Here is a 22025-nt window from a genome sequence, read left to right as displayed (position 1 = left end):
ACGGGGGCTTTCGGACTGGTTCGCGGCCCCTTGCCTGACGGTGGCCTGTCCTAGGCTCGCCTCCATGAGCCCGAACCCGCATGTCGGCTGGCGGCAGTCCGTCATCCAGATCACCCGCGTCCACCCGCCCTGCCCCGCCCCCTACGACCAGCACACCATCCGCCACGCGCCGGCCCACGACCCGGTGCGCGCCCGCGCGGTCGTCGCCGGGCTCTCCACCGTCGCCACGGTCGCCGAAGAACTCGAACCCATGCTCCGCCGGGACTTGGGCCACCCCGGTCACATCGACGACCTCGACCAGGTCACCGTCGGATGCTGGGGCAACATCGTCCAGATCAGCGACCCGGCCTTCGGTGAGGACGGCATCCTCTCCACCAACCTCGACGACGCGTTCGAAGCCCAGGTCGAGGCGTACCCCGAGGCCCGCATCACCGCCGTCTGCGAGATGTCCTCGGCCGAGAGCTACGGCAAGTACCTCGCCCACGTCCCCGGGCAGCCCAGCCTCGCCGTCGACGGCTGGGCCGGCCAGTCCGTCACCGGTGACCCCGCGCAGCTCCTGCGAGCCGTCGGCGCCGACTCCGGCGACCCCGGGGCCGAGTGCCTCGACCCCGCCCACGACGAGCCCTACATCGGTGTCGAGTACCTCAACCTCATCACCTGCAACCTGCACTCCGTCTGGGCCAGGGAGAACCTGATGGTGTCCGTCTTCAAGGTCACCCGCACCGAGGACGTCCGGTACGAGATCGACGAGGTCTGGCTCCGGGACTGATACGGCGGCGAGCAGGCTCGTCGCATCGCCGACTGGCTCGGGGGCGGGCCTGCGGACAGGCTCGCGGATCTTGTTATCAGGCCGGGACGCGGCCAGCGCCTCGGTCAGGAGCCGGCGGGCGGTTCCAGCCGGACGCCCCGGTGCTTCAGCCCTGTTGGGCGTCGTACGCCTCACGCGCGCGGTCGACCTGCCCGATGTTCCGCTCGGCCCACCGGGTCACGGCGTTCAGGACGGGCAGCAGGCTCTGCCCCAGGGTGGTGAGTTCGTAGTCCACGCGTACCGGCACCGCCGGGGTGACCGTGCGCGCGAGGAGCCCGTCGCGTTCGAGGTGGCGCAGCGTCTGGGTGAGCATCTTCTGGCTCGCGCCGGGGATCGACCGGGCCAACTCACCGTAGCGGCGCGGGCCTTCGGTCAGCTCCTTGAGGACGAGACCCACCCACTTGTCGCCCATCCGGTCGAGCACCCGGCTGGTCGGGCAGGCGGCGGAGTCGGCCTGGTGCGCGTCCCGGGCCCCGGCGCGGGCATCGGCGGCGGTGCGGGCGGTCATGGCATCCCTTCGGGTACGCAGGCCACTTGGAAGTGCCTACTCCCCGACAACCGTAGCGCCGCCTAACGTCGTCCGGGACGAACCCGGTCCGGGTGCACCGGGCCCGGCACGACCAAGGGGAGAACACGCCATGACGACCATCGCCGTCCTCGGATCCGGCACCGGGGCCCGGACCCTCGCCGGCAGACTGCGGGACGGCGGGCACCAGGTCGTCGTGGGGTCCCGCGACCCGCGACGGGCGGCCGGGCGCTGGGCCGGCTCCGGGGTGCGCCTGACCGGCCTGGCGGAGGCGGCGGAATCCGCCGCCCTGGTGGTCAACGCCCTGCCGGGGCCGGTCTCGGTGGAGGTGCTCGGCGGGCTGGCGGCCCCGTTGGCCGGCAAGGTGCTGGTCGACGTCGCCAACGCCACCGAGTCCGACGCCGGCGGCTTCGCGTCCGGGCTCCGGTACCCGGGCGGCAGCCTCGCCGAGGAGATCCAGCGGGTGCTGCCGGACGTCCGGGTGGTCAAGACCCTCAACACCGTGCACGAGTCGGTCATGGCCGATCCCACCGGGCTGGCCACACCGCCCACCGCGTTCCTGTCCGGCGACGACGCCGAGGCGAAGAAGGCCGTCGGCGAGCTGCTCGGCGAGCTGGGCTGGCCGGCGGACTGGATCATCGACCTCGGGGGCGTGGAGAGCGCCCGGGCACCCGAGGCCTTCGTCCTGATGGTCGGCGGCCTCGTCCGTGCGCTCGGGCCCGTGCCGTTCGGCCTGTCCGTGGCCCGGTGAGACACCGACGGGCGACGGCCCGACGTGACCCGCCCCGGATCCGCCCGCCGCTCAGCGGCTTCGGCGGATCCGGGGCGGTCGACGTACGGTCAGGCCTGCCACCAGTCGTCGAGCGGCGTGACCGGGACGGCCCGCTTGTGCCGGGTGGCGAAGTAGATGGACTCCAGCTTCTGCGCCACCTCGGGGGCGACCTCGGCGCCCTCCAGGTAGTCGTCGATCTGGCTGTACTTCAGGCCGAGCGCCACCTCGTCCGGCAGCGCGGGCCGGTCGTCCTCCAGGTCGGCGGTCGGCACCTTCTCCCAGACGCTCGGCGGGGCACCGAGCTCCGCCAGCAGGGCGGCGCCCTGCCGCTTGGTGAGGCCGGTCAGCGGGGTGATGTCGACGCCGCCGTCGCCGTACTTGGTGAAGAAGCCGGTCACCGCCTCGGCCGCGTGGTCGGTGCCCACCACGAGCATCCCCAGCTGACCGGCGATCGCGTACTGGATCACCATGCGCTCGCGGGCCTTGATGTTGCCGCGCACGAAGTCCCGCAGCACGGGCTCGCCGCCCAGCAGCTCCTGAAGGCCGAGCGCGGCCTCGGCGGAGACCGCGTCCGCGCTGGGCTTGACGTTCACCGCGACCGAGCGGTCGGGCCGGATGAACTCCAGCGCGATCTGCGCGTCGTGCTCGTCGGCCTGGACCCCGTAGGGCAGCCGCACGGCGACGAAGGTGGCCTCGACCCCCTCGGCCCGCAGCTCCTCGGCGGCGAGCTGGCACAACTTGCCGGTCAGCGAGCTGTCCTGGCCCCCGCTGATCCCGAGGACGAATCCCTTGGTCGAGGTCGCCCGCAGGTACGCCTTGAGGAAGTCGACCCGTTGCCGGATCTCGACCTTGGGCACGATGGTCGGCTTCACGCCGAGCTCGGTGAGGATCTGCTCCCGTTGGATCGCCATCCGGCCACTGTACCGGCCGGAATCGGACCGGCGAAAGATCGGTCCGACGCCCCGGCCGGCCCGCCCGGCGGGACGGACGCCCAGGTCAGCCGGGCGGCACGGCCGGGCCGCCCGTCCCGCGGGGGTGTTCAGTCGAGGCAGAACTCGTTGCCCTCGACGTCCTGCATGCTGATGCACGACTCGTTGTCCTCGTCGGCGATCAGGGTCTGGACGTGCACCGCCCCGAGCGCGAGCAGCCGGGCGCATTCGGCCTGCAGCGTGGCCAGGCGCTCCTCACCCACGAGTCCGGTGCCGACCCGCACGTCCAGGTGCACCCGGTTCTTGGCGACCTTGCCCTCGGGGACGCGCTGGAAGTACAGCCGCGGGCCCTCGCCCGAGGGATCCTTGGCGACGGCCCACGCACCCCGCTGCTCGGGCGGCAGCGAGCCGTTGTACTCGTCCCAGCTCGCGAAGCCCTTCGGCGGCGGTGGTACGACGTACCCCAGCACCTCGCACCAGAAGCGGGCGACGCGCTCGGGCTCCGCGCAGTCGAAGGTGATCTGGACCTGCCTGATCGTTGACATCGGCCCACCATAGCAAAGGGCCTTTCGGTTCAATTCCCGCTGGTCGGAGGCGGCTTGACGGGGATATGGCCCAGGTGCCGGCCGGGGACGTCCCCGCCTGCACCCCGGCGGCCTTCCGCCGCCCGCAGGAAGCCTCGCCGCCGCCCGGGAGGCCCTGGGGCTGTTCCCGCCCGGCGCCGCGCAGGCCGACGCGTTCCGCCCGGGTGGCCGGGCGCCCTGCGTCCGGATCGGACCCGCCGGGGCTCCCCCGCCGCTCTCGCACCCGGCCGCGCCCGCCCCCTTGCACATGGAGATGTTCATTCGCACATTCCCGTGTTAGAAATGACGTATGACCGTAGCCAACAGGCTGGACCTGACCCTGCGCCTGGTGCAGAACTCCGAACGGGTGTCCGTCTCGGAGCTCTCGCAGCGCCTCGGGGTCTCCGAAATGACCGTCCGCCGGGACTTGGACGCGCTGGAAGGACAGGGACTGGTCCAGCGGGTGCACGGCGGCGCCGTCGCCACCCGCTCGCGGGAGGAAGGCGCCGGATTCGTCGCCCGCGAGCCGTGGCAGGCCGCGACCAAGGACCGGCTGGGGGCCGCCGTGGCCGCGATGATCGAGCCGGGCTCCCGGGTCCTGCTGGACGCGGGCAGCACGACGGTGCACGTCGCACGGCACCTCGTCGACCGGGCGCCGCTGACCGTGGCGGCGCTCAGCCTGCAAGCTGCCGTGGGCCTGGCGGACCGGCCGGGGATCGAGCTGCTGGTGGTCGGCGGCCGCTCCCGGCCCGGGGAGCGGTCCTTCGTCGGGCCGCTGGCGCTGCGCACCCTGGAGTCGCTGGCCTTCGACTGCTACGTGCTGTCCATCGGCGGCGTGCACGCCGAGTACGGGTGGTCGGAGTTCTCGCTGGACGACGCGGCGGTGAAGCAGACGGCCCTCGCCCAGGCGACCAGGACGATCGCGGTCGCGGACGCCACCAAGCTCGGGGTCCGGGCGTTCAGCCAGGTCGCCGGGCTGGACGCGGTGGACACCTTCGTCACCGACACGGCGGCCAAGGACGCCGCCACCCATCCGAACGGCCCGCAGACGCTGGCGGCGCTGCGCGAGGCCGGCGTGCACACCGTCCTGGCCTGACCTCCGGCGCGTCCGCGCCCGCCCGCCCCGCCCCGCTTCGCCCCCGAGGAGAACCTGGCATGACCACCGCACCACGCCCGCTGATGATCCTGGTCGCCGGCCCGTACCGTTCGGGCACCGGCGACGATCCCGCCAAGCTGGACGCCAACGTCCGGGCGATGAACGAGACCGCGCTCGCGCTCTTCCGGGCCGGGCACCTGCCGGTCACCGGCGAGGCCCTCGCCCTGCCCCTGCTGGAGACGGCCGGCAGCGCCGGCCCCGGCGACCCGCTGTTCGAGGAGATCTTCCATCCGGTCGCGGAGCGGCTGCTGGCCCGCTGCGACGCCGTCCTGCGGATCGGCGGCCCGTCCGAGGGCGCCGACCGGATGGTCGCGCAGGCCCGCGCGCAGGGGGCGGACGTCTACACCGCCGTCCACGAGCTCCCGGCCGCGCGATGACGGCCGGGATCGACACCCCCGACCGGCGCGGCCGCACCGGCCTGGACCGGCACGGCCGCGAGCTGACCGGCAACCCCGGCGTGCGGATCGAGCAGGTGGAGCTGCTCTCCTGCGACTGGTACGTGCTGCGGAAGACCACCTTCGCGTACCGCCACCGCGACGGCCACTGGAGCCGGGAGCAGCGCGAGACGTACGACCGGGGCGACGGCGCGACCGTGCTGCTGTACGACGCCGGGCGGCGGACCGTCCTGCTGACCCGCCAGTTCCGGCTCCCCGCCTACGTGAACGGGCACCCGGACGGGATGCTGGTGGAGACGGCCGCCGGACTGCTGGACGGCGACAGCCCCGAGGAGGCCGTCCGCCGGGAGGCCGCCGAGGAGACCGGACACACGGTGGGCACGCCGGAGCGCGTCTTCGCGGCCTGGATGAGCCCCGGCTCGGTCACCGAGCGGCTGCACTTCTTCGCCGCCCCCTACAGCCGGGCGACCGCGACCGACGAGGGCGGCGGGATCGCCGCGGAGGGCGAGGACATCACCGTGCTGGAGCTGCCCTTCGAGGAGGCCCTGGCGATGGTCCGGAGCGGTGCGGTCGCCGACGCCAAGACCATCATGCTGCTCCAGTGGGCCGCCCTGGACGGGCCGTTCCGCCGCCGCCCGGCCGAGGTCTGAGGCCTCCGCCGGGCGGTCGGGTCGCACCACGACGGCTCAGCGCGCGCCGAGCAGGTGCTCCATGGCGAGCTGGTCGAGCTGCTCGAAGGCCATCCCGCGCACGGCGGCGGCCTCCACGTCGAAGTCCTCGAAGGCGGTGCGGTCGGCCAGCAGGCCCGCCAGGCCCTCACCCTCGGCCACGGTGGGCAGCGCGAGCCCGTCCAGCCGCGAGGCCCGGAGCGCCTGCTGCACCTCGGGGTCGGCGCGGAAGGCGGCGGCGCGCTCCTTGAGCATCAGGTAGTTGGCCATGCAGCCGGCGGCCGAGGCCCAGACGCCGTCGAAGTCCTCGGTGCGCGGCGGCTTGAAGTCGAAGTGGCGGGGGCCGGTGTAGCCGGCCGATTCGAGCAGGTCGACCAGCCAGAAGGCCTGCCGCAGGTCGCCCGCGCCGAACCGGAGGTCCTGGTCGTACTTGATGCCGGACTGCCCGTTCAGGTCGATGTGGAAGAGCTTGCCGGACCACAGCGCCTGGGCGATGCCGTGGGCGAAGTTCAGCCCGGCCATCTGCTCGTGGCCGACCTCGGGGTTCACGCCGACCAGCTCCGGGTGCTCCAGTCGGTCGATGAACGCCAGGGCGTGGCCGATGGTGGGCAGCAGGATGTCGCCGCGGGGCTCGTTGGGCTTGGGCTCGATCGCGAACCGCAGGTCGTAGCCCTGCTCCAGGACGTAGTCGCCGAGCAGGTCGAAGGCCTCCTTCATCCGGTCCAGCGCCACCCGGACGTCCTTGGCCGCACCGGACTCGGAGCCCTCGCGTCCGCCCCAGGCGACGTATACCTCGGCGCCCAGCTCGGCGGCGAGGTCGATGTTGCGGATGGTCTTGCGCAGCGCGTAGCGGCGGACGTCGCGGTCGTTGGCGGTGAAGGCGCCGTCCTTGAAGACCGGGTGGGTGAACAGGTTGGTGGTGGCCATCGGGACCTTGAGGCCGGCCGTGTCCAGGGCCTGGCGGAACCGCTTGACGTGGGCCTCGCGCTCGGCGTCGGTGGAGCCGAAGGGGATCAGGTCGTCGTCGTGGAAGGTCACGCCGTAGGCGCCGAGCGCGGCCAGCCGCTCGACCGAGGTGACCGGGTCGAGGGCCGGGCGGGTGGCGTCGCCGAACGGGTCGCGGCCCTGCCAGCCGACCGTCCAGAGGCCGAAGGTGAAGCGGTCCTCGGGGGTGGGGGTGAGGGCGGCGGGGGCGGTGCGGTCGGTGCTCATCAGCGGACTCCTGGCGGCTCTGGCGGAGGGTCGCCGCGCCCGCGACGGGGCGGGTGCGGCGGTGGTGGGGGTACAGCGGTGGTGGGGGTGGTACGGGGTGGGGGTGGTGCGGGGTGTCGGCGGCGATGCGGGGGCGGGCCCGTGCGAGCTTCGGACGGACGGGCCTGTCCGACGGTAAATCGCTGCCGGGCCTATTTGCAATGGCAAAAAACAAACTAGTATGCGGAAGCGGTTCCGCGAAAGCCCGCCGCCCGACCGGATCCCGCCCGCCCGGCCCCCGCACCTCCCGGCCCCCACCCGGCACGCCCGCCGCCGTGCGCGGCCCACCACCCACCGCAACAAGCGAAGGACGCAGCAGCCATGACAGCAACCGCCCGCGTGGTGATCGGCGTGGACAGCTCGACCCAGGCCACCAAGGCCCTCGCCGTGGACGTCGAGACCGGCGCCGTCCTCGGCGAGGGCCGCGCCCCGCACACCGTCACCGGAACGGGCGGCGCCCGCGAGAGCGACCCCGAGCAGTGGTGGCAGGCCCTCCGCGCCGCCCTGGCCGGCACCGGCCACGCCGGCGCCGCGGCCGCCGTCTCGGTGGCCGGCCAGCAGCACGGCCTGGTCACCCTGGACGCGGCCGGCCGGCCCGTCCGCCCGGCGATGCTCTGGAACGACGTACGCTCCGCGCCCGAGGCCCGCGAGCTGGTGGCCCGGCTCGGCGCGACGCAATGGGCCCGCCGGACCGGCAGCGTGCCGACCGCCGCCTTCACCGTCGCCAAGTGGGCCTGGCTCACCGCCCACGAACCCGACGCGGCCCGCGCCACCGCCGCCGTCCGGCTCCCGCACGACTACCTCACCGAACGCCTCACCGGCGAGGCCGTCACCGACCGCGGCGACGCCTCGGGCACCGGCTGGTGGACCGCCGACGGCTACGACCAGGAGATCCTCGCCGCCGTCGGCCTCGACCCCGCCCTGCTGCCCGCCGTCCTGCCCCCGGGCCGGCCGGCCGGCACCGCCAGGGCCGACGGCCCGCTGGCACCCGGCACCCGGGTCGCGATCGGCACCGGCGACAACATGGCCGCCGCCCTCGGCCTCGGCCTCGGCGCCGGACCCGCCGCCGGCCGCCCGGTGCTCAGCCTCGGCACCTCCGGGACGGTCTACGCCGCCACCCGCGGCCGCCCCGCCGACCCGACCGGCACCGTGGCGGGCTTCGCGCACGCCACCGACGGCTGGCTCCCGCTCGCCTGCACCCTCAACTGCACCCAGGCGGTGGACCGGATCGCCGCCCTGCTCGGCCGCGACCGCGGCGCGGTGGAGCCCGGCGGCAGCGTCGTCGTCCTGCCCTTCCTGGACGGCGAGCGCACCCCCAACCTGCCCGAGGCCACCGGACTGCTGCACGGGCTGCGGCACGACACCACCGCCGGGCAGATCCTCCAGGCCGCCTACGACGGCGCCGCCCACAGCCTGCTCACCGCCCTGGACGACGTCCTGCGGGCCGGCGGCGGGCCCGCCGACCCGGACGCGCCGATCCTGCTGATCGGCGGCGGCGCCCAGGGCCAGGCCTGGCGCGACACCGTACGCCGGCTCACCGGACGGGCCGTCCAGGTGCCCGCCGGACGCGAACTGGTCGCCCTCGGCGCGGCCGCCCAGGCCGCCGCGCTGCTCACCGGCGAGCGCCCGGAAGAGGTGGCCCGCCGCTGGCGGACGGCCGACGGCCCGCTGTACGAGCCGGTGGAGCGGGACGAGGCCGCCGTCGCCCGGCTGGCCGACACCCTGGCCCGGGCCGAACCGCTGCTCCGGGAGAAGTGAGGGCCGGCGGGGTGCGCCCGATCAAGGCCCGCAGTCCCCGCCCTGCGGCGCCGGCGGCGGCGCGTACGGCGGCGCGGAACGGGAGAGGGCCGGGGGCGGTGGCGGCGGGCCCGGATCCGGCCCGGGCGGCGGCCCGGCGGGGCCGTCCGGTGCGACCGGCCCCGGCTGAGCAGCCGGCGGGCGACCGAAGGGGGCAGGCCCGGCGGTCGCCGGCGGCGTCCCGAGCAGCCGGGCCAGGAAGGGCTCCTGGGCCAGTACCGCACCGACCGTGATGCACCCCGTCACGGCGGCGCACAGCGCGATCAGCCAGGACAGCAGGGTGAAGACCGGTCCCAGCGCGCCGTACTCGGACAGGCTGCGGTTGAGCGCGCCGGGGATGTAGAGCCGGGCCGTGACCGACATCGCGCTCATCGCCACCCCGGTGAGCAGCGCCCCCGGGAGCAGCGGCAGCCAGCGCACCCGGCCGGTCAGCAGCAGGAACTGCGTCCACCACCAGACCAGGACGCTCGCCACCAGCGTCAGCGGGATGCCGAGGATCTGGCCCGTGCCGAAGCCCTCCCGCAGCGGCCCCTGAAGCACCAGGATCACCAGCCACGACCCGACCCAGACCAGCCAGCGCCAGGCCGCGATCCGGGCACTCGCCCTGCTCACCTGCCAGGCCCGCTCGCAGACCCGCTGCATGGCACGGCTGAACGCCGTCGCCGACAGCAGGGCCATCAGCAGGCCGATCGCGCCCACGGTCTCCCGCAGCTGGTCGTCGTTGCCCTGGTAGAGCTGGCGCAGCTGCGCCTCGGCGTTGCCGTACAGGCCGAAGGCCGAGCGCAGCGAGTTGATCACCTGGTCCTCGAAGCCCTTGGGCGCCAGCGAGGCCATCACGAAGAGCAACGGCATGGCGGTGAGGAAGCACTGCGCGGCCAGCCGGGTGGCCGCCTCCAGCACGTTCACCTCCACCAGCCGGCCGGCGACCCGGCTCAGCACCGGCAGGTGCTTCTCGAACCGGCGGGTCAGCCGCAGGGCCTTGGCCTGCAGGGCGTCCCTCATCGGGCACCTCCGGGTGACTCCGGCCCCGGCCCTTCGGGGCCCGTCCGGATGCTCGTGGCGGCCCCGGGTCGGGCGGCGGCGGCCGTGGCCCGCGTTCCTAGCCTCATGCGGTCCGCGCTCCTCGACTCGGCGGCGTGGTCGGCGGCCGGCGGGCCCCGGCTCCCGGAGAGGGCACCCGCACGGCACCGAAAGGGACATAAGGGATCATATGGGCAGTCGGCCGTCCAGCGGCCGCACGCCCGCCCGTGCCCCTGCGGTTCCGCCCCCGCCGGGCGCCGCTACCGGCCCTGGCCCGCCTCCACCAGCCGGAAGCGTTCGGCCACCACCAGGGTGTCGTCGGTCACCGTGAAGTCGGGGCCCATCTCCGCCCGCATCTCGGCGCTGTGCCAGAAGCTCTCGTGCCCGGCGCGCCACTCGGCCACCGAGCGGTGGCCCTCGCCCTCGTCCAGGGCGTGCCGCAGGTCGACGTCGGCGAGCCGGACCACCCGCACCTCGGTCAGCTCGATCGCGGCGACCCGGCGGCCCCGGGAGTCGATCACCGCCGCGCGCTCGCCCGGCTTCGGCAGCGGCTCGTTCTCCCGTTCGTACTCCAGCACCAGGCCGGAGGTGGAGGTCTTGGCGCCGGACAGGATCGCGGCGACCAGCTGGTCGCGCAGCGGACCGGGGAAGGCGAACTCCACCACGGGAAGGTCTTCGAGGCTCATGCCGGGCACGCTACCCAGCCGGCGGCGCGGCGGCCCGTGAATTTCCGGACGGCCCGGCGGCGAACACAAGGACGTCTTTAGCCGGTCCACGAACACTCCTTCCCACCAAAGGAGTTCACGAGAGAGCGGCGGGATCGGATGTCGTCAAGGGTGTGCGTCATCGGGGCCGGGGTCTGCGGGCTCGCCGCCGCGCAGGTGCTGAGCGAGCGGGGCATCCCGTTCGACGTGTACGAGAAGGGCTCCGACGTCGGGGGCCAGTGGCGGTTCCGCAACGACAGCGGGACGTCGGCCGTCTACGACTCCATCGAGCTGAACAGTTCGCGGGACATGAGCGGGTTCCCCAAGTTCCCGATGCCCAAGGACTATCCGCTCTTCCCCGGGCATCCGCAGATGCTCGACTACCTGGAGCGCTACACCGAGCACTTCGGCCTGCGCCCGCACATCCGCTTCCGGACCTCGGTGACCGCCGTCGCCAAGGACGGCGACGGCTACCTGGTCACGCTGGACGACGGGCAGACCCACCGGTACTCCCACGTCCTGGTCGCCAACGGCTTCCACTGGGACCCGAAGTGGCCCGAGCCCGCCTACCAGGGCGAGTACACCGGCAGCCAGCTGCACAGCAAGGACTACAAGAGCGCCGGGCCGCTGCGCGACCGGCGGGTGCTGGTGGTCGGCTTCGGCAACACCGCCTGCGACATCGCCACCGAACTCTCCACCGTGGCCGGCCGGGTGGTCTCCAGCGCCCGCCGCGGCTTCTGGATCACCCCCAAGTACTTCTTCGGCAGGCCGGCCGACGAGGTGAACCTGCCGTTCGCCAAGTACGTGCCGCCCGCCGTCCAGAGCCTCTCGCTCACCGCCATGCTCTGGCTGATGCAGGGCCGGATCAGCAAGTACGGGCTGGCCGCCCCGGGCCACCTCGCGCTGCGCACCCACCCCGCCACCTGCGAGGGGTACCTGCCGGCCGTCAAGGCCGGGAGGATCGGCGTGCGGCCCGGCATCGAGCGGTTCGACGGCGGCAAGCGGGTGCGGTTCACCGACGGCTCGGTCGAGGAGTTCGACGCGATCGTCTGGTGCACCGGCTTCAAGTTCAGCTTCCCCTTCCTGCCCGCCGCCCTCACCCCGGTGATGACCGGCCCGATGCGGCTCTTCCGCCGGGTCGTCATGCCCGGGCACGACGGGCTGTTCTTCCTCGGCTTCGCCAAGACGCTGAGCGCGATCACCCCGGTCGCCGAGGCCCAGGCCGAGTGGACCGCCGACCTGATCGAGGGGCGCACCCGGCTGCCCGGCCGGGAGGCGATGGAGGCCGAGATCGCGGCCGACGAGCGCAAGGTCCGGCGGCGCTACTCGGCGACCCCCCGGCTCACCGTCGAGCTGGACGTCTACCGCTACCTGCGCCAGCTGCTGCGCGACCGCACCCGCCACCTCGTCACCGGGGACGCCGCCCCCGCGCAGCGCCCGGACTCCCGCACCACCGACCGCAGGCCGGCCCCGGCCGGGTCCCGCTGAGCAGCAGAAGGAGCGAAGATGACCACCGACCCCACCTCCGCCGAGGCCCACCGCGTCTGGGAGCAGTGGATCGCGCTGTGGAACGGCGACCTCGCCCTCGGCAAGGAGCTGCTCGCCGAGCGGCTCACCGTCCACTCCCCCAAGCTGTCCGACAGCATCGACCCGAGCCTGATCGGCGACCGGGACGGCGCCCTGGCGCTGATCGGCGGCGTGCAGGGCATCGCCGACCTGACCTACACCACCGAGGTCGGACCGATCGCCCAGGGCGCGTACCTCACCGGCGGCTGGCGCTTCGCCGGCACCTACCGCGGCGGCCTGCCGGAGGCCACCGCGGCACCGGGCACCCCGGTCGCCAACCGGGGCATCGACATCCTGCGGATCGAGCAGGGCCAGGTCGTCGAGTGGTGGAGCGCCGCCGAGAACCTGCAACTGCTCTTCACCCTGGGGCTGTTGCATGCGGGCTGAGCGAGGCGGCGCCCTGGCCGCGCGGGCGGCGGGCCGGCTGCTGCGGCTGCCGCCCGTCACCGGCCACGGCGTCCGGGTGACCCGGGGCCTGCGGGTGCCGATGCGGGACGGCGTCGAGCTGCTCGCCGACCACTACGCACCGGCCGGCGGCGGCCGGCCGCCGACCCTGCTGGTCCGCAATCTCTACGGCTGGGACCTGCCGATCGGCCTGCTCTACGGGCGGCTCTACGCCGAGCGCGGCTACCAGGTGCTGGTGCAGCGCTGCCGGGGCACCTTCGGCTCGGGCGGGGTGCTCGACCCGTGGGTCCAGGAGGCCGCCGACGGCCGGGACACCGTCGAGTGGATGGGCCGGCAGGACTGGTACCCGGGCGAGTTCGCCACCATCGGGGCGAGTTACCTCGGCTACGTGCAGTGGGCGCTGCTGTCCGACCCGCCGGCCGGGATGCGCGGCGCCGTGGTCCAGATGGGGCCGCACGAGTACTCACAGGTCGCCTGGCCCGGCGGCGCGTTCGCGCTGGACACGATGGCCGGCTGGGCCTCGATGATCAGCCACCCCAAGCGCGGCCCGGTCCGGGACACCCTGACCCAGCTGCGCGAGAAGCGGAACCTGCAGCGGACCGCCTACCGGGAGCTGCCGCTCGGCGCGGCCGCCGCCCGGGCCCTCGGCCGCGAGTACCCGCACCTCGACGCCTGGCTGGCGCACGAGGGCGAGGACGACCCCTACTGGACGGCCTCCGACCACACCGCCGCGCTGGTCCGGGGCGCGGGCGTCCCGGTGCTGCTCCAGGGCAACTGGTACGACGCCTTCCTGCCGCAGACCCTGCGCCAGTACGCCCTGCTCCGGGCCGGCGGCGCCGCGCCCCGGCTGACCGTCGGGCCCTGGACGCACGCGGCGCTCGGCCGCTGGTGGCAGACCTTCATGACCGACTCGCTGGACTGGCTCGCCGAGATCTTCCCGGACGGCCCGGCCGCGCGCACCCGCCCGGACCGGCCCGGCACCCCGAAACCGGACCCGGTACGCCTCTACCTGCTCGGCGCCGAGCAGTGGCGCGGCTTCGACGCCTGGCCACCGCCGCAGGCGTCCCCGCGGACCTGGTACCTGCACCCGGGCGGCCGGCTCGACCCCGAACCGCCGCCGCCGAGCGCACCGGACCGCTATCGCTACGACCCGGCCGACCCCACCCCGGCCGTCGGAGGCGCCTGGACGGGCACCGGCGCGGGCCCGCGGGACAACCGCGCCCTGGAGGCCCGCGCGGACGTACTCACCTTCACCACGGACCCGTTGGAGGCCGACCTGGACGCCGTCGGCGAGGTCACGGCCGAGCTGCACGTGCGGTCCGGCCGCGAACACACCGACTTCTTCGCCCGGCTCTGCGACGTCCACCCGGACGGCCGCTCGGTGGACATCACCGACGGCCTGCTGCGGGTGCGCCCCGGCTCCCCCGCCGCCGGGCCCGGCGAGGAGGACGGCGAGCCGGACGGGGTGCTCACGCTGGTCCTCGACCTCGCGCCGACCGCCTGCCGGTTCCGGGCCGGGCACCGGATCCGGCTGCAGGTCTCCAGCGGCGCCCACCCCCGGTTCGCCCGGAACCCGGGCAGCGGCGAGCCGACCGCCACCGCCGTCCGGCTGCTGGCCGCCGACCAGGAGGTGCACCACTCGCCGCGGCGGCCGTCCCGGATCACGCTCGGCGTGCTGCCGGCCGGGAGCTGAGAGGGCCCGGCCGGCGCGGGACCGCGCACCGGCCGGGCCTGTATGTGGGCCGCCCTGCTCCGCACCGACGCGCCGTCGCGCCGTCGCGCGGTGCGGCCCGGCGGCGGCGGGCTCAGCCGGCGGGCTCGGCCGGGCAGGCTCGGTCGGGGGAGTCAGGCGGGGGAATCAGCCGGGGCCGGCCGCGGATGGACGATCGCCGTCAGCAGGTGGGTCCCACCCGTCAGCCACCGGCCGGTGAACTCACCGACCGGAGCCTCGACCAGGATCCGCGCCGTGAAGGTGCCGTCCGGATCGAACTCCACCCTGGCCTCCTCGAACCCCAGCGGCCGGCCGGTCAGCGGGTACCAGGTCTTGTAGACCGACTCCTTGGCCGAGAACAACAGCCGGTCCCAGGCCGTCCCCGGGAACCGGGCGGCCAGCCGCGCCAGATGCTCGCGCTCCTCGGGCAGGGTGACCGCCTCCTGCACACCGGCCGGCAGCGGCAGATGCGGCTCGGCGTCTATCCCCAGCGAGGCGACCGTCTCCGTCCTGGCCACCGCGCAGGCCCGGTAGCCGTCACAGTGGGTCATGCTGCCGACGATGCCGGACGGCCAGGCCGGGGCACCGTCCGTACCGGGCACCAGCGGCACCGGCGGGCGGCCCAGCCGGGCCAGTGCCCGGCGGGCGCACACCCGGACCGAGGTGAACTCGCGCCGGCGCTTGTCGACGGCGTGCTCGATCGCCGCCGCCTCCTCCGGGTAGAGGACGGCCACCGAGTCGCCGAACAGCTCGGCCGTCACCACCGGGCTCCCCAGCAGGTCTTCGATCATGCGGGAGCCACCGCCGGCAGGATCTCGCGCAGCAGCGGCCGCTGCGAGGGCCGGGCCCGCCACTCCCGCGGGTAGCCGAGCGAGACCTCCTCGAAGCGCACGCCGTCGTACCAGGTGGTGCGGGGGATGTGCAGGTGGCCGTAGACCATCGCGGCGACCGGGAAGCGCCGGTGCCAGTCGGCGGTGGCCTCGGTGCCGCACCACTGGGCGAACTCCGGGTAGCGCAGGATGTTCATCGGGTCCCGGACCAGCGGGTAGTGGTTGACGAGCACCAGCGGCACCTCGGGCGGGCAGTCCGCCAGCCGGTGCTCCGTCCACTCCACCCGGGCCCGGCACCAGGCCTCCCGGCTCGGGTACGGGTCCGGGTGCAGCAGGTACTCGTCGTTGCAGACGATCCCGGTGCGGTGGGCGTAGGCCAGCCCCTCCTCCTTGTTCCGGGTGCCCGGCGGACGGAAGGTGTAGTCGTAGAGCAGGAACAGCGGCGCCACCCGGACCGGCCCGCCCTGACCGGTGAACACCTCGTACGGGTCCTCCGGGGTGAGCACGCCGAGCCGGCGGCAGAGCGCCACCAGGTGCTGGTAGCGCTGCTCGCCGCGCAGCCCGACCGGATCGCTCTCGTGCGTCCAGAGCTCGTGGTTGCCCGGCACCCAGACCACCCGGGCGAAGCGGCCGGCCAGCAGGCCCAGCACCCACTCGATGTCGGCGGTCCGCTCGCCGATGTCGCCGGCCACCAGCAGCCAGTCGTCCGGGCCGGTGGGGTGGATGTCCTCGACGATCGCACGGTTCTCCTGGTACGAGACGTGCAGGTCGCTCACGGCCAGCAGGCGCCCGCCGGTCGAGGTCCGCGCCTGGAGGTCGTTGTCGTTGCCGGGCGTCGTCGTCACTGTCAGCTCCTCAGCAGGTTGCCGCCGGGGACGGCCGCGAGCAGGTCGCGGGTGTAGTCCTCGGCCGGGTTCGCGAAGACCTCGGTCACCTCGCCGGTCTCCACCACGCGGCCGCCCTTCATGACGACCACCCGGTCGCTGACATGGTGCACCACTCCGAGGTCGTGGGAGATGAACAACAGGGCCAGATTCAGGTCATGTTGCAGATCCGCCAGCAGATCCAGGATCTGCGCCTGGACGGAGACGTCGAGCGCGGAGACGGGCTCGTCGCAGACCACCACGTCCGGGTCCGGGGCGAGCGCGCGGGCGATCGCCACCCGCTGGCGCTGACCGCCGGAGAGCTCGGTGGGCCGGCGGTCCAGCAGCGCGGCCGGCAGGCCCACCCGGTCCAGCAGTTCGGTCACCCGGGCCCGGCGGGCCCGGCCGCGCGGCACCCCGGCCCGGGCGACGGCCTCGCCGACCACCCGCTGCACGTCGAACCGCGGGTCGAAGGAGCCCAACGGGTCCTGCTGGACCGCCTGGATCCGCAACCGGGCGGCCCGGCGCCGCCGTTCGGGCACGCCGCTCCACGGCTCACCCGCGAAGCGGACGGTGCCGGCGTCCGGCTCCAGCAGCCCGAGGACGATCCGGGCGGCGGTGGTCTTGCCCGAGCCGGACTCCCCCACCACACCCAGGGTCTCGCCGGCCCGCAGGGTCAACGAGACCTCCTTGACGGCGTCGTAGGAACTCCCGTCGGGGGCCCGGAACCGCTTGGAGATCCGCTCGGCCTCGATCAGCGGCGGTGCCTTCACCGCCGGCTCCCCGTCACGGCTGCGCAGCCGCACCGCGACCGCCGGCAGCGCGCCGCCCGACCCCGGGTGCCAGCAGAGCGCGCCCTGCTCGTCGGGCGCCGGCAGGGCCGCCCGGCAGCGGTCGTCGGCGGCGGCGCAGCGGGCCGCGTACCCGCAGCCCGCCGGGCCGGCGGCGGGCCGGTCGGCCGGCGGGGCCGCGAGCCGGGTGCCCTTGGCGTGGGTGGCGGGCACCGCGTCCAGCAGGGCGCGGGTGTACGGGTGGCGGGGGTCGGCCAGCACGTCCGCGGTGCGGCCGGTCTCGACGATCCGGCCGCCGTACATCACGGCGACCCGGTCGGCGAGCCTGGCCACCACCGACAGGTCGTGGCTGATCAGGAGCAGCGCGGTGCCCCGCTCCTTGAGCCCGCCGAGCAGGTCGAGCACCTGGGCCTGGACGGTGACGTCCAGGGCCGTGGTGGGCTCGTCCGCGATCAGCAGCTCGGGGCCGCCGGCGAGGGCGGAGGCGATCAGGGCGCGCTGGCGCAGGCCGCCGGAGAGCTGGTGCGGGTACTGGGCGGCGCGCCGCTCGGGCTCCGGGATCCCGACGTCCGCGAGCAGCGAGAGCACCCGCTCGCGGGTCTCGGCGCGGGGCAGCAGGCCGTGCACCCGCAGCGGTTCGGCGACCTCGGCGCCGACCGTGCGCAGCGGGTCGAGCGAGACCAGGGCGTCCTGCAGGACGAGGCCGATCCGGCGGCCGCGCACGGCCCGCCACTGCGTCTCGGTGAGCGCGGCGAGGTCCAGGCCGTCGAAGTCCAGGGTGCCGGCGGTGATGGCGGCCCGGTCGCCGGCCAGGCCGACCAGGGTGCGGGCGGTGACGCTCTTGCCGGAGCCGGACTCGCCGACGATCGCCAGGCATTCGCCGCGGTCCAGGGTGAAGGAGACGTCCCGGACGGCACGGACGTCCCCGAAGGAGACGTCCAGGCCGTCCACGCGCAGCAGACTCATCGGGGGGTCCTCCTGGTGAAGCGGGCCTGCGCCCGGCGGCCGACCGCGTTGACGACGAGGGCCGTGAGGGTGATCGCGGCGCCCGGGAAGACCCCGATCCACCAGGCCGTCGCCAGGAACCCGCGTCCCTGCGAGAGCATCGCGCCCCACTCCGGGGACGGCGGCTCGGGCCCGAGGCCGAGGAAGCTGAGGCCGGAGGCGGCGATCAGCGAGGAGCCGAAGCCGACGGTGGCGAGCACCAGCATCGGGCCGAGCGCGTTCGGCAGCACGTGCCGGACGATCAGCAGCGGGCGCGGCAGCCCGAGTCCGACCGCCGCCTCGACGTAGCCGGAGCGACGCACCACCAGCGTCTCCGCGCGCACGATCCGGGCGTAGCCCGGGACGAAGGCGATCGCGATGGCGGCCGTCACGTTGCCCGAGCCGGTGCCGAGCACGATGACCGCGAGCAGGGCGAGCAGGATCGGCGGCAGCGAGAGCAGCACGTCGGCGAGCCGCATCAGCGCCTGGTCGGCGTACTTCCCGCCGAGCGCGGCGGCGATGCCGAGCAGGGCACCGCCCGCGACCGCGAACAGGGTGGCGCCGAGGCCCAGCAGCAGCGAGGGCCGGGCGCCGTACAGCACCCGGGAGAACAGGTCGCGGCCGAGCTGGTCCGTGCCGAACCAGTGCGCGCCGCCGGGGGCGGTGAGCGCGTGCGCCGGGTCGGTCTCGATGGGCGAGGTGCTGGTGAACAGGCCCGGCGCCAGGGCGGCGAGCACGATCAGCGCGAGCACGGCGGAGGCCAGCACCAGGGTGGGGCCGCCGGCCGGGCGCGGCAGCCGGCGCCGTGGGCGGACGGCGGCCGGCTGCCGGGCGGGGCCGGACGCCGGGGCGGCGTCCAGGACCGGGGCGGTGCCGGGCCCCGGGGCGGTGCCGGGCCCCGGGGCGGTGCCGGGCCCCGGGGCGGTGTCCGGCGCCGGGGCGGTGTCGGGAGCAGTCATGTGATCAGCCGGTCCTCAGGCGCGGGTCGATGACGGTGTACAGCAGGTCCACCAGGGTCGACAGGAGCACGAAGACGAAGGCGGACAGCAGGACAACTCCGATCACCAGGGGCATGTCCTTGTTGGTGGTGCCCTGCAGGGTGAGCGCGCCGATCCCCGGGCGGGCGAAGACGGTCTCCACCAGCACCGCCCCGCCCAGCAGCGATCCGGTCAGCCAGCCGACCAGGGTGACCAGCGGGACGGCGGCGTGCCGCAGGGCGTGCTTCAGCCGGACGGCGGTGACGCTCAGCCCCCGGGAGCGGGCGGTGACCGCGAACGGCTGGCCGAGCGCGGCCTCCAGCCCCTCCCGCAGCACCTGGGCGAGCACGCCGGTGAGCGGCAGCGCCAGGGTGACGGCGGGCAGCACCAGGGCGGAGAGGTCCTGGTCGCCGGCGACCGGGAAGATCCGCAGCTGGAAGGAGAAGGCGGTGAGCAGCAGGATGCCGATCCAGTACGGGGGGCTGGAGACGGTCAGCAGTTCCAGCAGCGTGGCGACCGCCCGCAGCGCGGGCCGGCGGCCGGCCGTCGCCACCGCGGCGGTGACCGCGAGGACGACGGCCAGCGCCAGGGCGGCCAGGGCGAGTTGGACGGTGGGCCAGAGCTGGTCACCGATCAGGCCGGCCACCGGCCGCTGCAACTGGTAGGACTCGCCGAGATCGCCCTGCAGCAGGTTGCCCAGGTAGTGCAGGTACTGGAGGGCGACCGGCTGGTCCAGTCCGTAATTCTCCCTGATCTGCGCCTTGATCTCCGGGGTGGCCGCCGTGCCGGGCCCCAGCATCACCGTCACCGGGTCGCCGGGGATCAGCTGCAGAGCCGTGAAGGCGACCGTGGCGGCGCCGAGGAGTACCGCGACGGCGCCGGCCAGCCGCTTCGCGACGGCGCGGAACAAGGGTCCGGGGGTCATGTCACTTCCCGAGCCAGGTGTCGTAGAAGTTCAGCCAGGTGTTCGGGTCGGAGCGCAGCCCGTGCACGTCGGTGCCGGCGCCGGCCACCGCGGTGCGGACGTAGAGCGGCACGAACAGGGCCAGGTCGATGGCCTTCTTCTGGGTCTTGCTGTAGACGTCCTGCCGGACGGCCTTGTCCAGGGTGGCCTTGCCGGCGTCCGTCCAGGTGTCGAGGTCGGCGTCCTTGTAGAAGGTGGCGTTCTGGCCGCCCTTGCGGGGGTCGCTGGCGCTGTTGAAGTAGAGCCGCAGCACGTCCGGCTCGAACCGGGCCCAGCTGTAGTCGGCGATGCCCTCCTCGCCGGCGTAGACCTTCTTGATGTAGGTGCCGATGTCCAGCCGGGGGCGGGTGATCTCGACGCCGATCTTCTTCAGGTCGGCCTGGATCGCGGTGCCCAGGGTGTCGCGCTGGTCGCGGACGTACTCGGCGGGCATCAGCGGCCACTCGACGGTGAGCCGCTTGCCGTCCTTGGTGCGGTAGCCGTCCGCGTCACGGGTCGTCCAGCCGGCCTGGTCCAGCAGGGAGTTGGACTGCGCCTGGTCGTACGGCCAGCTCTTCTCCAGCGAGGCGTCGTAGTACGGCGTGGTCGGCGAGATCGGGCTCCAGGCGCGGTCGTACACGCCGAAGTAGACGCTCTTGATGTCCGTGTCGACGTCGATGCCGCGCTGGACGGCCTTGCGGACCAGCGGGTCGTTCAGCGGCGCCTGGGTGGTGTTCAGCACCAGGCCGTAGTTGGCGCCCGGCGTGGCCTTGGTGATCAGCTGGATCCGGGAGTCGGCCTTCAGGGTCTTGACGTCGGCCGGCGGGACGGCGTCGGCGACCTGCACCTGTCCGCTGTTCAGCGCGCCGATCCGGACCGAACTCTCGCTGAGGAAACGCACGGTGAGCTTGTCGAGGTAGGGCGCGCCCTGGTGCGCGGAGCCCTCGGGGGCCCAGTTGTAGGCCGGGTTCTTGGTGAAGACCGCGCTCTGGCCCTTGGTGTAGCCGCTGAAGACGAAGGGGCCGGTGCCGATGTCCACCGCGCCGCCGGAGCCCAGCTTGGGGCCGTTCTCCTTGATGGTGGCGGGCGAGTAGAAGCCGAGGTAGGGGGTGCTGGCCGCCTGCAGGAACGGCGCGAACGGCTCGGAGAAGTTCACCTTCACCGTGTGCGCGTCGATGACGTCCGTACCGGTGTAGGGGCCGATCAGGCTGGAGGCGTACTGCGACTTGGTGTCCTTGGCCACGATCCGGTCGAAGTTGACCTTGACCGCCTCGGCGTCGAAGACCGTGCCGTCGGTGAACTTGACGTCGTCGCGCAGGTGGAAGGTGTAGCTCTTCAGGTCGGCGGCGACCTCCCAGGTCTTCGCCAGCCAGGCGTGGAACTCGCCCTTGTCGTCCTGCCGGACGAGGGAGTCGAAGACGTTGCGCTGGATGGCGCCGGTGATGTCCTGCGAGCTGGCGTGGATGTCGAAGGAGACCGGCTCGGTGTCCACCGCGTAGGTGAGGGAGCCGCCCTCGACGGGCTTGGCCGCGTCGCCGCCGGCGGCCGCCGAGCCGCCGCCGGAGCCGCACCCGGCGAGCAGCAAGGTCCCGGCCGCGGCGGCGGCGATCAGGGCGGACGGTCTGCGGACAGATCTGGGCATGCCGGTGACTCCGATGGTTTCAGGGGTTTCCGCGTCGGGGGGATGATCAGAAACTAGCGATCCGCCGCTCGCCGTCGCACCCCTAGCGGGCCCCTACCGGACCCTTAGTCACGACCCCGGGGCCCGACCCCTCCCGGCCCGGGCCGGGCCCCGGGCGGGGCCCCGGGCCGGACCGTCAGTACAGGCCGGCGAGCGGGTAGCGCGGGACGGACCTGCGGTAGGCGATCCGCCAGCCCGCCTCGGTGTGCACCAGCACGTCGAAGTAGTCGCCGTTGTGCAGGGTGCCGTCGGGCAGGATCGCCAGGTAGCGACTGCGGCCCCGGACGGTGCCGTCCTCGTCCACCGAGAGCACGGTGTCCACGGTGTGGTGGTCCGGCGAGTGCTCGCCGAGGCTCAGGTTGAACTTCCGGATGGCGTCCAGCCCCTGGAAGACCGAGCCGGTACGGGCCAGTTCGACGACACCGTCCGCGGCGAAGACCTGGTCGAGCGCGTCGACCTCGCCGTTGTCGAAGACGTGCGAGAACAGGGCGAACAGCCGGCGGATCTCGTCGATCTGAGTGAGCGTCAGTTCAGCGGCCATGGTGACTCCTCGGCGAAGCGGGACGGGACGGGACAGGAAGGGACGGGACGGGACGGGGGTGGGGGACGGAACTGCCCGGCCGGGTGGGGCCGGCCGGGCAGTGGTGCGGGGAGCGGGCGGTACGGGTGGAGACGGCAGCTGCGG

The 22025-nt window shown here is 74.2% G+C and carries 22 protein-coding genes; 9 read left to right on the top strand and 13 right to left on the bottom strand.

Annotated features, from left to right (window positions below; all coding sequences use genetic code 11):
* The first annotated feature begins 64 nt into the window (after positions 1-64).
* The gene (locus J2S46_RS30420; protein WP_191287773.1) at positions 65-769 is read left to right on the top strand and encodes a DUF6333 family protein; all 705 of its coding nucleotides are present in this window, start codon (positions 65-67) and stop codon (positions 767-769) included.
* Between the two features lie 145 nt (positions 770-914).
* Here J2S46_RS30420 and J2S46_RS30415 read toward each other — a convergent pair whose 3' ends face one another.
* Positions 915-1316 (bottom strand): winged helix-turn-helix transcriptional regulator, encoded by a 402-nt coding sequence (locus tag J2S46_RS30415; protein ID WP_191287772.1) that lies wholly within the window; start codon positions 1314-1316, stop codon positions 915-917.
* 130 nt (positions 1317-1446) lie between these two features.
* Between J2S46_RS30415 and J2S46_RS30410 the strand changes: the two genes are divergently transcribed.
* Positions 1447-2085, top strand: coding sequence for an NADPH-dependent F420 reductase (locus J2S46_RS30410; protein WP_307351787.1), 639 nt, complete (start codon positions 1447-1449; stop codon positions 2083-2085).
* Positions 2086-2174: 89 nt separating this feature from the next.
* On the opposite strand, the gene nadE is transcribed toward J2S46_RS30410, so the two are convergent.
* Both nadE and J2S46_RS30400 read right to left on the bottom strand, forming a co-directional pair.
* Complete coding sequence (nadE, locus tag J2S46_RS30405; RefSeq protein ID WP_191287770.1) at positions 2175-3017, bottom strand: NAD(+) synthase; 843 nt, start codon at positions 3015-3017, stop codon at positions 2175-2177.
* Positions 3018-3145: 128 nt separating this feature from the next.
* Positions 3146-3580 (bottom strand): VOC family protein, encoded by a 435-nt coding sequence (locus J2S46_RS30400; RefSeq protein ID WP_191287769.1) that lies wholly within the window; start codon positions 3578-3580, stop codon positions 3146-3148.
* Between the two features lie 328 nt (positions 3581-3908).
* On the opposite strand from J2S46_RS30400, the gene J2S46_RS30395 reads away from it, so the two are divergent.
* Genes J2S46_RS30395 through J2S46_RS30385 form a run of 3 tightly spaced genes read left to right on the top strand, consistent with a single transcriptional unit; the run spans position 3909 to position 5799 of the window.
* Positions 3909-4694: a DeoR/GlpR family DNA-binding transcription regulator gene (locus J2S46_RS30395; protein WP_191287768.1), complete on the top strand. Its 786-nt coding sequence runs from the start codon at positions 3909-3911 to the stop codon at positions 4692-4694.
* A 59-nt stretch (positions 4695-4753) separates the two neighbouring features.
* Entirely contained in the window at positions 4754-5131 is a 378-nt protein-coding gene (locus J2S46_RS30390) for a DUF4406 domain-containing protein (protein WP_073922796.1), read from the top strand.
* Positions 5128-5799 carry an NUDIX domain-containing protein gene (locus J2S46_RS30385; protein WP_191287767.1) on the top strand — a complete coding sequence of 224 codons (672 nt, stop codon included), beginning with the start codon at positions 5128-5130 and terminating at the stop codon, positions 5797-5799. The genes J2S46_RS30390 and J2S46_RS30385 overlap by 4 nt, the downstream gene beginning before the upstream one ends.
* 36 nt (positions 5800-5835) lie before the next feature.
* On the opposite strand, the gene xylA is transcribed toward J2S46_RS30385, so the two are convergent.
* Positions 5836-7029, bottom strand: coding sequence for a xylose isomerase (xylA, locus tag J2S46_RS30380; RefSeq protein ID WP_191287766.1), 1194 nt, complete (start codon positions 7027-7029; stop codon positions 5836-5838).
* Between the two features lie 360 nt (positions 7030-7389).
* On the opposite strand from xylA, the gene xylB reads away from it, so the two are divergent.
* Positions 7390-8826 carry a xylulokinase gene (gene xylB, locus J2S46_RS30375; protein WP_191287765.1) on the top strand — a complete coding sequence of 479 codons (1437 nt, stop codon included), beginning with the start codon at positions 7390-7392 and terminating at the stop codon, positions 8824-8826.
* A gap of 21 nt (positions 8827-8847) precedes the next feature.
* Here the strand turns inward: xylB and J2S46_RS30370 are convergent, their stop codons facing one another.
* Entirely contained in the window at positions 8848-9867 is a 1020-nt protein-coding gene (locus J2S46_RS30370; protein WP_191287764.1) for a YhjD/YihY/BrkB family envelope integrity protein, read from the bottom strand.
* Positions 9868-10145: 278 nt separating this feature from the next.
* A complete protein-coding gene (locus J2S46_RS30365) occupies positions 10146-10571 on the bottom strand; it encodes an ASCH domain-containing protein (RefSeq protein WP_191287763.1) in 426 nt (141 codons plus the stop codon).
* Between the two features lie 138 nt (positions 10572-10709).
* Between J2S46_RS30365 and J2S46_RS30360 the strand changes: the two genes are divergently transcribed.
* Genes J2S46_RS30360 through J2S46_RS30350 form a run of 3 tightly spaced genes read left to right on the top strand, consistent with a single transcriptional unit; the run spans position 10710 to position 14253 of the window.
* The gene (locus tag J2S46_RS30360; protein ID WP_191287762.1) at positions 10710-12077 is read left to right on the top strand and encodes a flavin-containing monooxygenase; all 1368 of its coding nucleotides are present in this window, start codon (positions 10710-10712) and stop codon (positions 12075-12077) included.
* A gap of 18 nt (positions 12078-12095) precedes the next feature.
* The gene (locus tag J2S46_RS30355; RefSeq protein WP_191287761.1) at positions 12096-12542 is read left to right on the top strand and encodes a nuclear transport factor 2 family protein; all 447 of its coding nucleotides are present in this window, start codon (positions 12096-12098) and stop codon (positions 12540-12542) included.
* A complete protein-coding gene (locus J2S46_RS30350; protein WP_191287760.1) occupies positions 12532-14253 on the top strand; it encodes a CocE/NonD family hydrolase in 1722 nt (573 codons plus the stop codon). Before J2S46_RS30355 ends, J2S46_RS30350 begins: the two co-directional genes overlap by 11 nt.
* 152 nt (positions 14254-14405) lie before the next feature.
* Here J2S46_RS30350 and J2S46_RS30345 read toward each other — a convergent pair whose 3' ends face one another.
* From J2S46_RS30345 to J2S46_RS30315, 7 genes are all read right to left on the bottom strand, one after another.
* Positions 14406-15062 carry a 4'-phosphopantetheinyl transferase family protein gene (locus J2S46_RS30345; RefSeq protein WP_191287759.1) on the bottom strand — a complete coding sequence of 219 codons (657 nt, stop codon included), beginning with the start codon at positions 15060-15062 and terminating at the stop codon, positions 14406-14408.
* On the bottom strand, positions 15059-15946 hold the full coding sequence (locus J2S46_RS30340) for a metallophosphoesterase family protein (protein ID WP_229911942.1): 888 nt from the start codon (positions 15944-15946) through the stop codon (positions 15059-15061). The genes J2S46_RS30345 and J2S46_RS30340 overlap by 4 nt, the downstream gene beginning before the upstream one ends.
* Positions 15947-15948: 2 nt before the next feature.
* A complete protein-coding gene (locus J2S46_RS30335; RefSeq protein WP_191287758.1) occupies positions 15949-17721 on the bottom strand; it encodes a dipeptide ABC transporter ATP-binding protein in 1773 nt (590 codons plus the stop codon).
* Positions 17718-18698, bottom strand: coding sequence for an ABC transporter permease (locus J2S46_RS30330; protein WP_229911941.1), 981 nt, complete (start codon positions 18696-18698; stop codon positions 17718-17720). The genes J2S46_RS30335 and J2S46_RS30330 overlap by 4 nt, the downstream gene beginning before the upstream one ends.
* Before the next feature lie 4 nt (positions 18699-18702).
* On the bottom strand, positions 18703-19641 hold the full coding sequence (locus J2S46_RS30325; protein WP_191287757.1) for an ABC transporter permease: 939 nt from the start codon (positions 19639-19641) through the stop codon (positions 18703-18705).
* A gap of 1 nt (position 19642) precedes the next feature.
* Entirely contained in the window at positions 19643-21301 is a 1659-nt protein-coding gene (locus J2S46_RS30320; protein ID WP_191287756.1) for an ABC transporter substrate-binding protein, read from the bottom strand.
* A 175-nt stretch (positions 21302-21476) separates the two neighbouring features.
* Positions 21477-21881 carry a nuclear transport factor 2 family protein gene (locus J2S46_RS30315; RefSeq protein ID WP_191287755.1) on the bottom strand — a complete coding sequence of 135 codons (405 nt, stop codon included), beginning with the start codon at positions 21879-21881 and terminating at the stop codon, positions 21477-21479.
* Positions 21882-22025 lie beyond the last annotated feature (144 nt).

Origin of the sequence: Kitasatospora herbaricolor, from assembly GCF_030813695.1 — a bacterium.
GTDB classification, from domain to species: domain Bacteria; phylum Actinomycetota; class Actinomycetes; order Streptomycetales; family Streptomycetaceae; genus Kitasatospora; species Kitasatospora herbaricolor.
Note: the sequence above shows the minus strand (reverse complement) of the source record. Positions and strands in the feature narration are given on the sequence as shown.

Bases quoted from the DNA above. Each gene is read 5' to 3' on its own strand.
- J2S46_RS30420 (WP_191287773.1), top strand. From the start codon at position 65: ATGAGCCCGAACCCGCATGTCGGCTGGCGGCAGTCCGTCATCCAGATC.
- J2S46_RS30415 (WP_191287772.1), bottom strand. From the start codon at position 1,316: ATGACCGCCCGCACCGCCGCCGATGCCCGCGCCGGGGCCCGGGACGCG.
- J2S46_RS30410 (WP_307351787.1), top strand. From the start codon at position 1,447: ATGACGACCATCGCCGTCCTCGGATCCGGCACCGGGGCCCGGACCCTC.
- nadE (WP_191287770.1), bottom strand. From the start codon at position 3,017: ATGGCGATCCAACGGGAGCAGATCCTCACCGAGCTCGGCGTGAAGCCG.
- J2S46_RS30400 (WP_191287769.1), bottom strand. From the start codon at position 3,580: ATGTCAACGATCAGGCAGGTCCAGATCACCTTCGACTGCGCGGAGCCC.
- J2S46_RS30395 (WP_191287768.1), top strand. From the start codon at position 3,909: ATGACCGTAGCCAACAGGCTGGACCTGACCCTGCGCCTGGTGCAGAAC.
- J2S46_RS30390 (WP_073922796.1), top strand. From the start codon at position 4,754: ATGACCACCGCACCACGCCCGCTGATGATCCTGGTCGCCGGCCCGTAC.
- J2S46_RS30385 (WP_191287767.1), top strand. From the start codon at position 5,128: ATGACGGCCGGGATCGACACCCCCGACCGGCGCGGCCGCACCGGCCTG.
- xylA (WP_191287766.1), bottom strand. From the start codon at position 7,029: ATGAGCACCGACCGCACCGCCCCCGCCGCCCTCACCCCCACCCCCGAG.
- xylB (WP_191287765.1), top strand. From the start codon at position 7,390: ATGACAGCAACCGCCCGCGTGGTGATCGGCGTGGACAGCTCGACCCAG.
- J2S46_RS30370 (WP_191287764.1), bottom strand. From the start codon at position 9,867: ATGAGGGACGCCCTGCAGGCCAAGGCCCTGCGGCTGACCCGCCGGTTC.
- J2S46_RS30365 (WP_191287763.1), bottom strand. From the start codon at position 10,571: ATGAGCCTCGAAGACCTTCCCGTGGTGGAGTTCGCCTTCCCCGGTCCG.
- J2S46_RS30360 (WP_191287762.1), top strand. From the start codon at position 10,710: ATGTCGTCAAGGGTGTGCGTCATCGGGGCCGGGGTCTGCGGGCTCGCC.
- J2S46_RS30355 (WP_191287761.1), top strand. From the start codon at position 12,096: ATGACCACCGACCCCACCTCCGCCGAGGCCCACCGCGTCTGGGAGCAG.
- J2S46_RS30350 (WP_191287760.1), top strand. From the start codon at position 12,532: ATGCGGGCTGAGCGAGGCGGCGCCCTGGCCGCGCGGGCGGCGGGCCGG.
- J2S46_RS30345 (WP_191287759.1), bottom strand. From the start codon at position 15,062: ATGATCGAAGACCTGCTGGGGAGCCCGGTGGTGACGGCCGAGCTGTTC.
- J2S46_RS30335 (WP_191287758.1), bottom strand. From the start codon at position 17,721: ATGAGTCTGCTGCGCGTGGACGGCCTGGACGTCTCCTTCGGGGACGTC.
- J2S46_RS30330 (WP_229911941.1), bottom strand. From the start codon at position 18,698: ATGACTGCTCCCGACACCGCCCCGGCGCCGGACACCGCCCCGGGGCCC.
- J2S46_RS30325 (WP_191287757.1), bottom strand. From the start codon at position 19,641: ATGACCCCCGGACCCTTGTTCCGCGCCGTCGCGAAGCGGCTGGCCGGC.
- J2S46_RS30320 (WP_191287756.1), bottom strand. From the start codon at position 21,301: ATGCCCAGATCTGTCCGCAGACCGTCCGCCCTGATCGCCGCCGCCGCG.
- J2S46_RS30315 (WP_191287755.1), bottom strand. From the start codon at position 21,881: ATGGCCGCTGAACTGACGCTCACTCAGATCGACGAGATCCGCCGGCTG.